Origin of the sequence: Burkholderia sp. b14, from assembly GCF_900156195.1 — a bacterium.
Taxonomy (GTDB): domain Bacteria; phylum Pseudomonadota; class Gammaproteobacteria; order Burkholderiales; family Burkholderiaceae; genus Mycetohabitans.
In genome coordinates this window covers 360,820-374,088 of sequence record NZ_FTPJ01000002.1, presented here as the reverse complement: position 1 = coordinate 374,088, position 13,269 = coordinate 360,820, and the positions used below count along the sequence as shown (strand labels likewise).

Below are 13,269 nucleotides of genomic sequence, written 5' to 3'. Positions count from 1 at the left end.
GGGGAAGAACGATTCACGCGGATTAAGCATACGAAAGAAGCTGAGGCTGCCCCCGAATCAGGGCCGTTCTAGTAGAAATTTCCGGCTCTTTGGGGTGGCCAAATTGGCCTGGGGGCTGTATTGGCGGGCAAACTCGGCAGGCGTCATCCACTGCAGTGCACAGTGGGGACGCATCTCATTATAGTACTGGCGCCAAGTCTCGATTTTGCGCTTGGCGTTCTCGAGTGACAAGGTAATCCTCCCGAGGATCCAGCGGGAACAGAAGTAGCATTTTTTCGTTGACGGGGTTCTACAGAATAAAGAAGTCGAGATTCACGGACAGCCAGCTCAGGGACACGCTCAAGCGCGAGGAGGCAAAGCTGACGGTACCGGACCTATGCCGAAAGCGATTCGGTGTGACACATAGTCATAGATCGCGTGACCTCACCAACTACGCATCAGACGCATGCTCGTCACTGCCGTCAGGACCGGGGGCTGCCGCCGCGCAAGCGGCACGTTGATGCGATCGCCGCGCTGCCTCCAGCATACGCCATAACGTCGGGGACGCGAGCTGTCGTCGATCGACAGCGGACACGACAAGTCCGGTGCCTTGACACCAGAACGCAATACCGGCCGACGGAAAAGCGTCTTCCGGCACGTGTGTCGATCCGGCGTCGGAATCCGCCGGGCCAGGTTCGTCGTCTTTCATATCGCAATCGCGTAATCGAACTTCAGGTCCGTTGCGGCATGGCCACCGTGTAACCCCCAGTTGTCGAGCGGCTCTTCACGCAACAGAACTAGGATGCGGGATGGATCAACCTGACGCGCCTGCGCCACCTCCGCGACAACGCGTTCGTAAAGTCGGCGCTTGACATCGAGCGAGCGTCCGGCGAACAGCGTGATCTCGATCACCAGATACTCGCCAGTACCCGCCGGCGGATAAAAATCCTCCGGTTCGAACGTCTGGTATCTCGCTTGCAACTCGTTCGGAGTAACCCCCAGTGTTTGTCGAAGTACGCTGAATAGCAAGTCGACGAGTCGCGCCTTCTCGTCTGCGGTGCGCGTCCGCGGCTCTTCGATTTTGACGATTGGCATATTCAAGTCTCCTGAATCATGGTAAGTGGATTTTTGGTAAAACCAGCGTAGGCACGAGACTGCATCTCGGCAAGGCGGCTAACTGTCCTCGATAGATCATGCGCACCTTCGAGGCCCTCGAGTGCATCGCTGATCGCAATGTCCGATGCGATACAGACACCGCACTTGCGGTCATACAAGATGTCGATCAACCACACCAGACGCTGCAATGTATCGGGATTTTCCAGTGCCGTTGCGTAGACGTTGTCAATGATGACCCATTGCCAGCGATCAACCATCGCCAAATAATCGACATGCGAACGCTGCGCCATGCAAAGCACGTCGAAATCCACCCATACCGTTGTCTCGCCCGCAGCGCTCACCGGCAACGGCCGACCCGCCAACTCCATAACGCCAGGTTGCAGCGCAGCTTCGCCTTCCCGAGTGACGAAAATGGTGCGTAACGGCTCGCGAGCAAGCGCAAGCGGCGAAAAGAACCGAGGCTGTGCGGTATCCGCATCACTGAACCGGTAATCGCGCGGTCCATCGAAGTGCGCGATCGTGAAATGACGCTTAATCATGTCGATCGTCGGTGCGAAACGCGCATGATATTCCTGGTTCGGCAGCAGATCGTCCGGCGCATAGTTCGACGTGAGCACGATACGCACGCCCTCAGCGATGGCCGTTGTCAGAAATCGCCCAATAAGAAACGCATCAGCGATGTCATGCACGTGAAATTCATCAAAACACAGCAGATTGACGCCGTGCAGCCAAGTCTTCGCGACGTCCGCGAGCCGATCGCTACTGCGCGGTGCCTTCACAAGCCTGCAATTGATATCCCGCAGAAACTCATGAAAATGAATCCGCCGCTTCGATCCTGGCGCGAGCTGAAAAAACGCATCGACGACCATGCTCTTGCCTCGTCCGGGTAGACCATGGCAATACACGCCATGCAACCGGTGCAGCGCGCCCAGCCAGCGCCGACCCGGTGCCATGAGCAGCATACATAACGCTGCGATTGCCCGGCGCTGGCTTTCGTCCGGCTCGATTCCGCTGCTGTGAAGCGAGGCTACGACTTGCGCGTCATCGAGCATGCGCGGCCCCCTCCCGTGGCGGCAGGAATGTCTCCAGCAGCGGCCGCAGACTACGCGCGCGCGTGGACAACAGGCAGTCGAGCGCCGCATACTGGTCCTCTAAGCCCTTATCCTGCGAAAGCTTGATGCGCGCCTCCTCATGCTCGACGTGTACGCGCAACGCGAGCACGCCCGGCGCGAACCGTGCCACCCGTTCATCATTCGCGTCGAACTGCCATCGTGCATCGTCGGGCTGCAAGCGGGCCGCTGTCTCGCGCAGCACGTCGATCTTCTGCGCCAGGTCGGTCACGACATGCACAGAGCCCACCAGATGGACGGCCACGTAGTTCCACGTCGGAAGTTGTCGCGTCACGTACGCTTCGGGCGGAATATAGCTGTCGGGTCCAGTGAACACAATACGCGCACGCACCGTTTTAACATCACAGAACTGAGGGTTTGCCGCATCGACATGACCGAATAGACTGCGCGACTGGCGTTCGCGAAAAAGCGGGATATGGCTCGCATGAGATAGCCCCGCGTCCGTGCTGACGATCAACGCGAGCGGAAAGCTGTCGATGATCGCGTCGATCCGCTCCGGATCAGTAAAGCGGAACGCATCATAATGAAACGAAACGGGTTGGTTCGCTAGAGGTTCCATTTTTGTCCGTATCATGGATGGCCGCAGTGGCCGTGGCAGAAGGCACGACTGCATTCGAACTGGCGCGTGCCGCGGGGCGCGACAGCTGCGCGTAGAGCGACCGAGCAATGGCCTCGGAGCGCAACGCCAGCAGACTGAACGAGCCGGAGTCCCCCATGCCGTGGGATGACTCGCATAACCCGTTTAAATACAGCGGTGCGTCCGGCGCCACTGCACACGAGAAATGCACGCGGTAGTCGAACGACACATCCAGGTGCCCGCGGCTCAAGTCGAGCAGCGGCGCCAGCTGCCGCAGCAGCGGTGGATAGGGCTCGTACCTCGGACCGTCGCCAATATCAAGAAAGCCCGTTGCCAGGACAACCAGGTCGAAGCAGTCGAGCACATGCTCACCGCTCACCGAGTTGACGAGCGCCAGGCGAATCCCCTCTTCTGTGACCGTCACAGCATCGACGTACGTATTGGTCCGTATCGCCAGACCATCACGTCCCAATATTCGGTTCACGTAGCGCTTGACGTACAGCGCCTCCAGTACGTCCTTGTCCGCCGAAGCATAATTGGTCGGCATCAGTTCCGCGCGCAACCGATTGCGCGTTGCCTGGTCCGCAAAAAAGAATGTTTGAATAAATTCAGGAAAATAAACCTCGTCGGAAAACGGGCTCGTGTCCTTCTGCCGGAACGCAAAGTTACGCGTGATGCCGACAACCGACGCGCACGAGCCGGTACCATACGCGTGCAGCAAAATCTCGACTGCGCTCTGGCTACCACCAATGACCGCGATGCGCGGCTTGCGGCCGCCGTCACACGCCCGTCGCAGCGCGAAGAGATAGTCGTTTAAGTGGACAATGCGCGGATCGTCAAAGCCGGCGAACTGCATCGGCACGTTCGGCGTACGCCCCGGCGCGACAACGACCGAGCGGGCCCGCCATGTGCGACCAGTGCAATCGCTCACCACATAGCCATCCAACAGTCCAGAACGCGCGTCGATGACCGGCTCAATGCTCGTCACGTCCACGCCATAATTGACTTGATGCGCGAAGAAGCCGGCCACCCACTGCACGTACTGCGCATACTCGATCCGCAATGGAAACGATAGCCCGAGGTTCAAATGCTCGAATAATCGCCCGTTCTCGAACAGGAAATTGGTAAATGAATAGCGACTGCGTGGATTGCGTGGCGTGACCAGATCGCGCAGTGGATGGTTCTGGATGTCCGACTCCTCCAGCAGCATGCCCTGCTGCCAGCACGCCGCATCGCGCTTTTCGAGAAACAAAACGTCGAGGCCGTCGGTCAGCTCCTCAAGCGCTACGGCAAGCGCAATGTTGGCGGGACCAAAGCCGATTCCAATCACATCGTAAACGCAAGGTTCAAGCGCCGTGGCGGCGTCGTGTCCTGCTTTCATAAGGTCTCCGATACAGAAATGTGAGCGTTGCGGCCGATACCGTCAGGGGTAAGCAAGGGCGCATCCACCGCGCTGGTCACCGTCGATAACGCTCGTTCGAGACGAGCTAGGATTTCGTCCGTTTCAGCCTCTGTAATGATCAGCGGCGGCAGCAGCCGCAACACCGCACCGTGACGTCCTCCCGTCTCAATGATCAAACCTTCGTCCAGGCAAGCATGCTTGATGCGCCGCGCTAGTTCGCCCTCCGCTGGCGGCAATCCGCGCGCATCCAGCGGACCGTGTGGATCAACGATCTCGACGCCGAGCATCAGGCCACGACCACGCACGTCGCCGATACACGCGTAGCGCCGTTGCAACGATTCAAGACCGGCGCGCAGCCTGGCGCCGCGCTCAGCTGCCTGCTGCGCAATACCGTGCGAGCGTAGAAATTCAAGCGTAGCGGCACCCGCCACCAATGCGATCTGGTTGCCTCGAAACGTCCCCGCATGGGCACCGGGTCGCCAACCGTCGTAGCAGCGCCGATAGGCGAGCACGGATAGTGGAAAACCGCCGCCCACTGCCTTAGACAGGATGACCGCGTCGGGTATGATGCCAGCCACCTCATGCGCGAACATCGTGCCAGTACGACCGAAGCCGGTCTGCACCTCATCGATAACAAGCGGAATCTGATGACGCAGCGCCAGCTCGGACAATCCGGTCAACCAATCGGCACTGGCCGGAATGCAGCCGCCCTCGCCCTGCACCGCTTCCAGCAGAATCAGCGCGGGCTTCGTGATGCCGCTCTCCGGATCCTCAAGAAGATGGCGGATATACGCCAACGACAACGTATCGCTTTGTGCACCGCCAACACCGAACGGGCATCGATAGGCATTCGGATAAGGCAAAAAATGCACTTCTGCCATCGCCCCGGCCACGCTTTCCTTCGGTCCCCGGTTGCCCATCAGACTCAACGCGCCCATCGTCATGCCGTGATACGCGCCGTGAAATGCCAGTACCGACCGCCGGCCCGTGACTGTCTTGAATAGCTTGATCGCCGCCTCGACCGCATCGGAGCCGGTCGGCCCACAAAACTGAAGCTTGGCATCGTTGGCAAACTGCGGCGGCAATACGCGATATAACGCTTCGACAAATTCGATCTTCGCCGGCGTCGCAATGTCCAGTGCCTGCAGAATGTGGCCCGATGCGAGAAACTGGCTGACCCGCTCCATGACGTACGGATGATTGTGTCCCAACGGCAGCGCGCCAGCGCACGCGAGGCAGTCCAAATATTGACGGCCTTCACTATCGTAGACGGTCGCAAGCTCTGCCCGCGTGAGGACGCGAGTGATCGAGCGTGCATACGTACGAGCATTGGACTCACGATGCTCGAGCATGGACAATGCATCCAGCGTTTGCTTATGCATGATACGACTCCTTTGAATGCTCACTGCGAGCATGCTGTTGCACGCCAGCGGTTTGGTGGGCGCTGCAGCCCGCTGTTGCAGCCTCACCCAGCACACGCAACCAGCGTCGATACTCCACCGCGAGGCGGTCGCTGCGCACATGCATCTCTTCGCGCAAGTCCAGTGGCAGCCGATAGGGACGCTGCGATTCGACGATGTGGCGATCCTGCTCAAACACCCGGTCCTGGCGCTGGAGGATTTGTGCGTCGCTCAAGTCTTCACCGAAGTTGATCGCCACAATGAGCTGTATCACGCACTCGTCCTCGTCAACAGGCGTCGCGTTCAGAAACGTGCAAAAGCGTTCGATAACGCCGGTCTTCTTCGAGAAGTAGGCGGTCGTAGGCCGAAAAGCGTGATAGGTATAGCGAGCGGTAACCGGGATCCCACGATGATCGCCATACGGCTGAAATACCTCGATTTCCGAAGTTTTGAGACCGTTTTCCGTCATTTTTACTTCGTAATCCTCAATTTTATCGGGACAACTTGGATCGCCGTTTAGATTTGCGTGCACGAAGGGAAAATGCGAAGCATCGAGGAAATTCTCCACTGAGCGCAATGCGTTTGCCCGATAGCGGTAAGGTCCCGCATACACCTTGCGGAAGCTCGCGTCATCCCATTCGGGGAACGGCGGCACGTCAGCTGCCGGTTGTCCGACACAGACCCAAACTAACCCGTAGCGTTCGGTTACACGGTACACGCGAACAAGCCGCTGCGCGGGCGGCGTTTGGTCCGGATGCGCAGGCACTTTCGTGCATTGTCCCGACGACGCATAACGCCATCCATGATAAGGGCACTCAATTTCCCCGTCGCGCACACAGCCCAGCGAAAGCCGCGCGCCACGATGACCGCAATAATCGAGCCACGCGTTGATGCCGGCATGGTTCCGCCACAGCACCAAGTCCTCGCCCAGCAAGCGCACGGCAAGCGGCATATCGCGTGCCACATCGTCCGAGCGGGCGACCACATGCCACTGATCGCGCAGCGCCCGGTAGTCGAGCGCATCCCGGTCCCACTTTCCAGAATAGATCATTGTTCACCTCATCACGCAAACGGGTAGGCTTCACGCTGGCCGTCAAACTGCCATGACGGGTTGCGCCAGCCATCAACGTCGTAATCGGCAAGACACTGCTCGACGAGCGACCTGCATTGGTCGATCGCACCACATGCGGTGGAATGGTTCAGCATGTCCAACCGTACCTGCTCATGGTTACCCGCATAGTTGTACTCGTACAGCTCGTGCCGGCCGCCAAACTCGCTGCCGATCGCGTCCCACAGCAATTTCACAAGCTTGAGCCGCTCCTGTGCGCTCGAATCAGTGCCTTGGTAGTACGTATCGATGAGCCCACGCAGTTCTGGATTGTGCATGTCCGCGAAACTGGCCACCTGCATGATCAGCGAACCACCGAGGATCGTGTCGAAAATCGGCTTGATGTGGGTCATCACCTGTGCGCCGAAGTGCCGCACTGTCGCCGCCACTTCGAGCCGCGGTACGACAGAGCCGTCGCTGCGCTTTTGCGGCGCAATGCACATCGCTTCAGTCATCGCCCACATCGCGTTGCGCCAGCCGACTACATCGGCCACCTTCGTGCGCACGCCTCTGAATTCGTAGCTGCCGTTTGATTCGAGCAGCTTAATCAACGCGCCACAGAGGAAATCCAATTTGACTGCGAGCCGCGTGCCGGATTGCAACGGATAACGATTCAGGAATCCCGAGGCCGAATAGAAACTGCGCGCCTTCGGTATATCCCGGTAAATCAACACGTTTTCCCATGGCACAAACACGCCATCGAAAATCAGCACCGAATCATTCTCGTCAAAACGGCTGGACAATGGATTGTCAAACGGACTCAACGACGACGCTTCGTATGAGCGCCGACAAACAATTTTTAAGTTTGGCGTACTCATCGGCAAGATGAAGCACAGTGCAAAATCCTCTTCCCGACCCTGCTGGTACTGCGTTGCACTGTTTTGTGCCACGAACGTGGCATTCGATATCGCCGCGCTGGTCGCCACCATCTTAGCGCCACGCACGACGATACCGTCGTCACGCTCTTTCTCCACATGCAGATAGACGTCACGCATGCTGTCAATCGACTTGGCCCGGCCCACTGGTGGATTCACCAGAACATGATTCATGAACAGCACTTTGCGTGCCGTCTCGTGGTACCAGCGGATCGCATTGTCGCGGAACGGATCATAGAAGTCAGGATCGGACAGCAACGTTGCGGTAAAACCCGCCTTGTAGTCGGGCGTACGCCCCATGAAGCCGTACGACAGCCGCGACCAGTGTGCGATTGCGGCGCGGGCCCGCAGCAAGTCGTCGGCCGAACGCGCTGGGGTGAAATAGCAATGCGTGCGATAACCGGACGGATCCAGTGTCGTCATCGTGTCTCGGGACGCCGGTGCATGCAGCGCATCGTACAACCGAGCGATGGATCTCGCACTGTTGCGAAATGCCACGTGCTGCGTGACAGATCGAATTTTTTCACCATAGATGAACACTTCACGGCCGTCGTCGAGACTGGCGAGATACTCGTCAGCCGTCAACATTTCGTCCTTCTCAGCGGCTTCCAGCTTCAATGCCGCGGATGTGCTTTGAATCATGGATACTCCTGGTAACGTTAAATCTAACCGCGACTGCCTACAGCGCCATGGAACCGCCCGGTCCTACCGGGTATAACCTATGAAATTGACGAAAAATACCGCACCAACAAAAACACACCGGATACGAGGATGACGCTATTCACCAGCTTGACGAATTGCTCACGCGAGAGCCTCAGCGTAATGCGGCGTCCTATCCACACGCCGGCCAGCATGCCTGGCGCGAGCAGCACCGCGAGCAGCAGCAGACTGCAGTTGGCGTAGACGCCGGCCGCCAAGAACATCACCAGCCTGGTAAGCGTCGACAATCCAATCAGCGTGGTTTGCGTGATGCGGATATGCTCCTTGTTTTCAAGCCGTCCCTGCAGATAAATCGCATAAATAAAACCGCCACTGCCAAATAACGCGCTGAAGATGCCACCAACGAGTCCGAAAGGCACCGACGACCATGAACTTAATTGTGTCATTGGCCGATAGCCACTTAACGAGTATGCTGCGTAACCAATCACAAAAATCCCAAGCAGCAGCAGCAACAGATCCGGTTTCGTCACCAACAAGATCACCGCACCGATTCCGCTGCCGGCCACCATCAAAGGAACCAGTCGCTTCAATTCGCCGCGCTCGGCTTTTCTGCCGTCTCGCACCACATTCGTGGTGGCCGCACAAAAATCCAGCAATGCGAGCAGCGGGACAATGTGCGATACCGGTATGAACTGGGCCAACAGTGGACTAGCCACCAGTGCAGTGCCAAACCCAGTCATGCCGAACACGACATACGCTAATGCGATCCCTAACCATACGATGAACAAATGCGTTACAGTCAGATCGAAGATCAATTGCGGTCCTTGATTTATTGCTATTTCGGTGTTCTACATCGATCACTCGGAATAGGAAAACAATGACAGAATACGTTACGACCCTTATTTATCAGCCCAATTATTTAACCTAACCGCCAAATCCGCAGGCAATATATCGCGCTAATTTTTGGCCAACCAATATCATTTTGGCAAAGTGCTATCTCAATAAGGCATGGAGATGATGTCGCTACGGCAACTGCGTTACTTTGTGGAAATCGTCGAGGCGGGCAGCTACAGTCTTGCCGCCGAGCGGCTTTTCATCGCGCAATCCGCCTTGAGCAGGCAGATCAAGGAGCTAGAGGCAACGGCACAAGTGCAGCTACTCGTGCGCGGTGCGCGCCGGATCGAGCTGACCCGGGCTGGGAAGGCGCTGTATGATGGTGCAAAGCGTCTACTGTTCAACCTCAATGAAACGCTTGTACAGACGCGTCATGCGAATCGTGGCGAGCAAGGCATCATCCGCCTGGTCCATTCAAGCTCGGTGCCATTCGCTGGACCCTTGCTGGAACGCGTTCGACGCTATCTTGACGCCAACGAGCACGTTTCAGCGCAGGTGTCCCAAATGCCGTCAGAAGAACAGATGGCGAGTATCGAGCAAGGCGTGAACGATGTCGGCTTTGTACGACTGCCTGTTCACCTGGAATTTCCCGGTGTGCGTGCTGACGAGCTTTATTCGGAGCCACTGATGCTGGCCGTTAGCGCCACGCATCCGCTTGCGGTACGCGAGGCAGTTTCGATTGCCGAGCTACGCGAGGAGCCGTTCGTGTCACTGCCGCATCACGAACGAGGAGGGCTGAGTTTTCGTGTCGCGGAATTGTGCATGAAAAACGGCTACTTTCCGCGTTCGGCTCGCGTGACATCACGCAAGACGACGCAACTGAGCCTGATCGAAGCAGGTTTCGGCGTATCACTGGTCGCAGAAAGCATGCGCTTAATCGCGCCAGCAGGCGTGCGCTTCATTCGGCTGGCCGGCGCCGGCAATACCACTGCCATTGCGATGCTGTATCGGAGCAATGCATCCGCACTCGTCCAAACATTCGTGGCGGCAATCACAGAAAAAAACTGAGCACGGTCATCGCGCCGGCGTGGGCGTGGCATGCAATTGTACGACGAGCGCGTCGCTCGACTCTTACCCGGCGCGAGCATGGGTATTGACTCACGTCAATACAGAGCGTGAACGTCCGTTCGACAATATACATGACCCACCCACAACATTGCACAAGAAGACGACACCATGAACGCACTTTTCCGTATCGCAGCCGGCATGCTGCTTGCAGCGCCCGTCGTGTTTGCGGCGCCCGTCCAGGCTGAGCAAGGTGATATCCTGGCCCGCTTGCGCGCGATTAGCATTCAGCCCGACGTGTCGGCCGGCGGCACGCTCGGCCAACTCGGCACCGGCGTCAACAATGCGATCGTTCCGGAACTCGATTTCACGTACATGGCGACACGCAACATCGGCATCGAGTTGATCCTTGGGACATCGCGGCACCAGATCACGTCCAACATCGGCGCATTGGGTGGTGTCAACGTGCTGCCGCCCACGTTGTTGTTGCAATATCACTTCAATCCGGCCGGCAAGATCCGCCCGTATGTGGGCGCCGGGTTGAACTACACTTATTTCTATAACGATGGGCTGCATGCGGGCGGCACGCCGGTGTCAATCAAGCACTCCAGTTTCGGTCCGGCGCTGCAGGCTGGTGTGGACGTGCAAGTGACCCAGAGCATTTTCGTCAACGCCGACATCAAGAAGATCTGGATGCGCACCAGCGCATCGATCGGTGACACGCAGCTTGGCTCGTTGAAAATCGACCCGCTAGTGGTGGGCATCGGCGTCGGAATGCGCTTCTGAGGCGCTATTGCACGATCGCGACGGGTCGGCTGAGCGAACCGGCGCAGGTTACGCTCAGCGTAGGCGGACTCAGCACCGGTTAGCCCAGCCCGATTGGCGTCAATTCCGGCAGGGCCAGTTCCGATTGGCCCGATTCCAGTTGGCCCTGCTCCGGTTGACTCAACAGCAGCTGCCCCGGCGCGCGATCACAGGTTGCTAACCAGTTGCCGCGGGCCGCATACCATTCGTGGTACGCGCGCTCGACCCGACGCAAGTCGGCGGCCCGCTCGCTCACTTGCATTCCATCCAATTCCGGCACGTCCAACGCGAGCGCCTTGCAGTGTAGATAGTCGCGCACGCGCAGCGCCGGTGCGATCGTCGTGAAATACGCGGTACTTGGCACGCTAAAGCCTGCCGCCACGTGTACCGCGGCCGTGTCGGAGGTCACCACGTGGCGGGCATGAGCAACCCAGCTCAGAAAGCTCGCCGTATCGGGCGACAGTGCGGCAATATCCGTATAGTGATCGTGCTCCAGCGCACCGAAGCCCAGCACTGGCAAGCCGAAGGTGCGCCACATCTCATCGACGATCGACACGCGCACAGCGGCCGGGATACTGCGCACCGGCGTGCTCGCCTCCGGACAAAGCAACGTATAGCCACGTGCACACCACCCCCTGCCGGGAGCCGGTAATGTCAGCGTGGTGAGCCAATCGTTCGCCTTGTACCGCGCGGGCACGGTGTGGGGCGCCATGCCGAGCGCGAACAGGAAAAAATCAATCATCGGCAGGGTCGCAAAGCCGGGCCAGAAAAGATGGTTACCAACGTCGATGGCAAGTTCGGTTGCTGGAATCGAGTCGAGCGGCACCGGCAAGTCGATCACGTTGCCGAAGCGGGGTGCTGCCAATGCATACAGTTGCTTCACGTAATCTGGCGCATGGGCGGGCCGATAAATCGTCACCGACAACGACGGATGCAGGCGTCGGATTGCGTCAAGCGCGCTCAATCCAATAATCGAGTCACCGAGTGTGACACCCATGCCGTTAACCACATGCAAATGCGTTTGCTGGCGATAGTCGATCGTGAAGGGCACCGCATTCGCATTGCGGATCCAGCTCACCACCGACAACGGCTGGTAGCCATGTGCCGGCTTGCCGGTCACCTTCAGGTCATATGAGGCTGCCACGTGGGCGTGCGGCGACAGCAGTGAGCCGGGATTCGACAGTACGCAAACCTCATCAAGCATAGTCATGGCGTGCCGGTCCAGACAACGATCCTCCTACTTTGTTTCCTTGCTTACGAGCGCGGCAGCTTCTTGTTATCTGCGCCTGCGCGCAACAACAGCTCCAGCGTCGCCTCCAAACAAATCACGCGCTCGGCCTGCGGTTTCCAACGCCGGCAAGAACTTCGTCCGAGGTGCCGGCCAACGTTGACAGATAGGTGCTCGCAGATCCGGCACGTATCCTATTCGTTTTCGCTGAAATAGTGACCAAAGCGCTTGCGCTTAGCCCAGATATAGCGTTCGTTTTCCTCGCGCATCGGGATGGCGAGGTCGACGCGGTCATGCACGGGAATGCCATGGCGCCGTAGCGTGTCAAACTTATCCGGATTGTTGCTCATCAATCGTACCGACGACACCCCGAGCCAGCGCAGGATGCTGGCAGCTGAATCGTATTCGCGCGCATCGTCGGGTAGCCCGAGGTCTCGGTTTGCATCGACCGTGTCGCGGCCCTGCTCCTGCAATGCATACGCGAGAATCTTGTTCGACAATCCGATGCCGCGTCCTTCTTGCCCGCGCAGATACAGCAGCACACCTGCCGCCTCGGCCGCGATGTGGCGCAGCGCTGCGTCTAACTGCTCGCCGCAATCGCAGCGGAACGAGCCGAGCACGTCGCCGGTCAGGCATTCCGAATGCAGCCGTGTGAGCACCGCCTCGCGCGCGCGCACCTCCCCCATGACCAGTGCCAGGTGCTCCGTGCCGTCGCCCCTGACGCGAAACACGTGGGACGCAAAAGTCCCATAGCGGGTCGGCAGCGTCACGCTAGCAATGTGCGCCGCGCATTCGCTGGCCTCGTCAAAATGTTGTTGCTGCATCGTAACCTCGATCATTCGCACCGCTATAGGGGCTTCGGGGATGCAAGTCTACCGCGTCGCGGCCAATATCGTCCCACGGCTGCGTATGCCGCATAAGCGGCGCGCCCATGCTCCGGTGCAATACCTGGTGCCGACGCGCGACCGCTACGTCCATCCGTCGCTATCGATCGGACTCGAACGCTGGCGGGGTCCGTACGAGCGCATGGAGATCGATGCGCCGCATTGGGTGAGATACTAAGTAATGCGGCGGGGATTGCCGCTTGGCAC

14 protein-coding genes are annotated in these 13,269 nt (G+C 58.6%); 3 read left to right on the top strand and 11 right to left on the bottom strand.

The window, feature by feature from the left end:
* Nucleotides 1-57 precede the first annotated feature (57 nt).
* The 9 genes from B0B13_RS17590 to B0B13_RS02800 form a co-directional block, all read right to left on the bottom strand.
* Nucleotides 58-312: an integrase core domain-containing protein gene (locus B0B13_RS17590; protein ID WP_139337316.1), complete on the bottom strand. Its 255-nt coding sequence runs from the start codon at nucleotides 310-312 to the stop codon at nucleotides 58-60.
* A 372-nt stretch (nucleotides 313-684) separates the two neighbouring features.
* A complete protein-coding gene (locus tag B0B13_RS02835; RefSeq protein ID WP_076794246.1) occupies nucleotides 685-1,074 on the bottom strand; it encodes a tautomerase family protein in 390 nt (129 codons plus the stop codon).
* 2 nt (nucleotides 1,075-1,076) lie between these two features.
* Nucleotides 1,077-2,147: a cell division protein ZapE gene (gene zapE / locus B0B13_RS02830; protein WP_076794244.1), complete on the bottom strand. Its 1,071-nt coding sequence runs from the start codon at nucleotides 2,145-2,147 to the stop codon at nucleotides 1,077-1,079.
* Nucleotides 2,137-2,784, bottom strand: a complete 648-nt coding sequence (locus B0B13_RS02825; RefSeq protein ID WP_076794243.1) for an FMN-binding negative transcriptional regulator — start codon at nucleotides 2,782-2,784, stop codon at nucleotides 2,137-2,139. Before B0B13_RS02825 ends, zapE begins: the two co-directional genes overlap by 11 nt.
* Nucleotides 2,744-4,183 carry a SidA/IucD/PvdA family monooxygenase gene (locus B0B13_RS02820; RefSeq protein WP_076794241.1) on the bottom strand — a complete coding sequence of 480 codons (1,440 nt, stop codon included), beginning with the start codon at nucleotides 4,181-4,183 and terminating at the stop codon, nucleotides 2,744-2,746. Before B0B13_RS02820 ends, B0B13_RS02825 begins: the two co-directional genes overlap by 41 nt.
* Complete coding sequence (locus B0B13_RS02815) at nucleotides 4,180-5,586, bottom strand: diaminobutyrate--2-oxoglutarate transaminase family protein (protein ID WP_235091530.1); 1,407 nt, start codon at nucleotides 5,584-5,586, stop codon at nucleotides 4,180-4,182. The genes B0B13_RS02820 and B0B13_RS02815 overlap by 4 nt, the downstream gene beginning before the upstream one ends.
* A complete protein-coding gene (locus B0B13_RS02810) occupies nucleotides 5,579-6,655 on the bottom strand; it encodes an aromatic ring-hydroxylating dioxygenase subunit alpha (protein WP_076794237.1) in 1,077 nt (358 codons plus the stop codon). Before B0B13_RS02810 ends, B0B13_RS02815 begins: the two co-directional genes overlap by 8 nt.
* 11 nt (nucleotides 6,656-6,666) lie before the next feature.
* Nucleotides 6,667-8,229 carry a 4-hydroxyphenylacetate 3-hydroxylase family protein gene (locus tag B0B13_RS02805; protein ID WP_076788057.1) on the bottom strand — a complete coding sequence of 521 codons (1,563 nt, stop codon included), beginning with the start codon at nucleotides 8,227-8,229 and terminating at the stop codon, nucleotides 6,667-6,669.
* Between the two features lie 77 nt (nucleotides 8,230-8,306).
* Nucleotides 8,307-9,062, bottom strand: coding sequence for a sulfite exporter TauE/SafE family protein (locus tag B0B13_RS02800; RefSeq protein ID WP_076794235.1), 756 nt, complete (start codon nucleotides 9,060-9,062; stop codon nucleotides 8,307-8,309).
* A 199-nt stretch (nucleotides 9,063-9,261) separates the two neighbouring features.
* Between B0B13_RS02800 and B0B13_RS02795 the strand changes: the two genes are divergently transcribed.
* Both B0B13_RS02795 and B0B13_RS02790 read left to right on the top strand, forming a co-directional pair.
* Nucleotides 9,262-10,149, top strand: a complete 888-nt coding sequence (locus tag B0B13_RS02795; protein WP_076794579.1) for a LysR substrate-binding domain-containing protein — start codon at nucleotides 9,262-9,264, stop codon at nucleotides 10,147-10,149.
* Between the two features lie 168 nt (nucleotides 10,150-10,317).
* Entirely contained in the window at nucleotides 10,318-10,932 is a 615-nt protein-coding gene (locus tag B0B13_RS02790; protein WP_139337182.1) for an OmpW/AlkL family protein, read from the top strand.
* 79 nt (nucleotides 10,933-11,011) lie between these two features.
* On the opposite strand, the gene B0B13_RS02785 is transcribed toward B0B13_RS02790, so the two are convergent.
* Both B0B13_RS02785 and ribA read right to left on the bottom strand, forming a co-directional pair.
* The gene (locus tag B0B13_RS02785) at nucleotides 11,012-12,160 is read right to left on the bottom strand and encodes a glycosyltransferase family 9 protein (RefSeq protein ID WP_076794234.1); all 1,149 of its coding nucleotides are present in this window, start codon (nucleotides 12,158-12,160) and stop codon (nucleotides 11,012-11,014) included.
* A gap of 212 nt (nucleotides 12,161-12,372) precedes the next feature.
* Complete coding sequence (ribA, locus tag B0B13_RS02780; protein ID WP_076794576.1) at nucleotides 12,373-13,002, bottom strand: GTP cyclohydrolase II; 630 nt, start codon at nucleotides 13,000-13,002, stop codon at nucleotides 12,373-12,375.
* Between the two features lie 40 nt (nucleotides 13,003-13,042).
* On the opposite strand from ribA, the gene B0B13_RS02775 reads away from it, so the two are divergent.
* Nucleotides 13,043-13,240, top strand: a complete 198-nt coding sequence (locus tag B0B13_RS02775; RefSeq protein ID WP_076788054.1) for a hypothetical protein — start codon at nucleotides 13,043-13,045, stop codon at nucleotides 13,238-13,240.
* The last annotated feature ends 29 nt before the right edge of the window (nucleotides 13,241-13,269 follow it).

What these genes read in the sequence shown, in the direction of transcription:
- B0B13_RS02815 (WP_235091530.1), bottom strand. Translation starts at nt 5,586, where the DNA reads ATGCATAAGCAAACGCTGGATGCATTGTCCATGCTCGAGCATCGTGAG.
- B0B13_RS02785 (WP_076794234.1), bottom strand. Translation starts at nt 12,160, where the DNA reads ATGACTATGCTTGATGAGGTTTGCGTACTGTCGAATCCCGGCTCACTG.
- B0B13_RS02790 (WP_139337182.1), top strand. Translation starts at nt 10,318, where the DNA reads ATGAACGCACTTTTCCGTATCGCAGCCGGCATGCTGCTTGCAGCGCCC.
- B0B13_RS02810 (WP_076794237.1), bottom strand. Translation starts at nt 6,655, where the DNA reads ATGATCTATTCTGGAAAGTGGGACCGGGATGCGCTCGACTACCGGGCG.
- B0B13_RS02795 (WP_076794579.1), top strand. Translation starts at nt 9,262, where the DNA reads ATGATGTCGCTACGGCAACTGCGTTACTTTGTGGAAATCGTCGAGGCG.
- ribA (WP_076794576.1), bottom strand. Translation starts at nt 13,002, where the DNA reads ATGCAGCAACAACATTTTGACGAGGCCAGCGAATGCGCGGCGCACATT.
- B0B13_RS02820 (WP_076794241.1), bottom strand. Translation starts at nt 4,183, where the DNA reads ATGAAAGCAGGACACGACGCCGCCACGGCGCTTGAACCTTGCGTTTAC.
- B0B13_RS02835 (WP_076794246.1), bottom strand. Translation starts at nt 1,074, where the DNA reads ATGCCAATCGTCAAAATCGAAGAGCCGCGGACGCGCACCGCAGACGAG.
- zapE (WP_076794244.1), bottom strand. Translation starts at nt 2,147, where the DNA reads ATGCTCGATGACGCGCAAGTCGTAGCCTCGCTTCACAGCAGCGGAATC.
- B0B13_RS02825 (WP_076794243.1), bottom strand. Translation starts at nt 2,784, where the DNA reads ATGGAACCTCTAGCGAACCAACCCGTTTCGTTTCATTATGATGCGTTC.
- B0B13_RS02805 (WP_076788057.1), bottom strand. Translation starts at nt 8,229, where the DNA reads ATGATTCAAAGCACATCCGCGGCATTGAAGCTGGAAGCCGCTGAGAAG.
- B0B13_RS02775 (WP_076788054.1), top strand. Translation starts at nt 13,043, where the DNA reads ATGCAAGTCTACCGCGTCGCGGCCAATATCGTCCCACGGCTGCGTATG.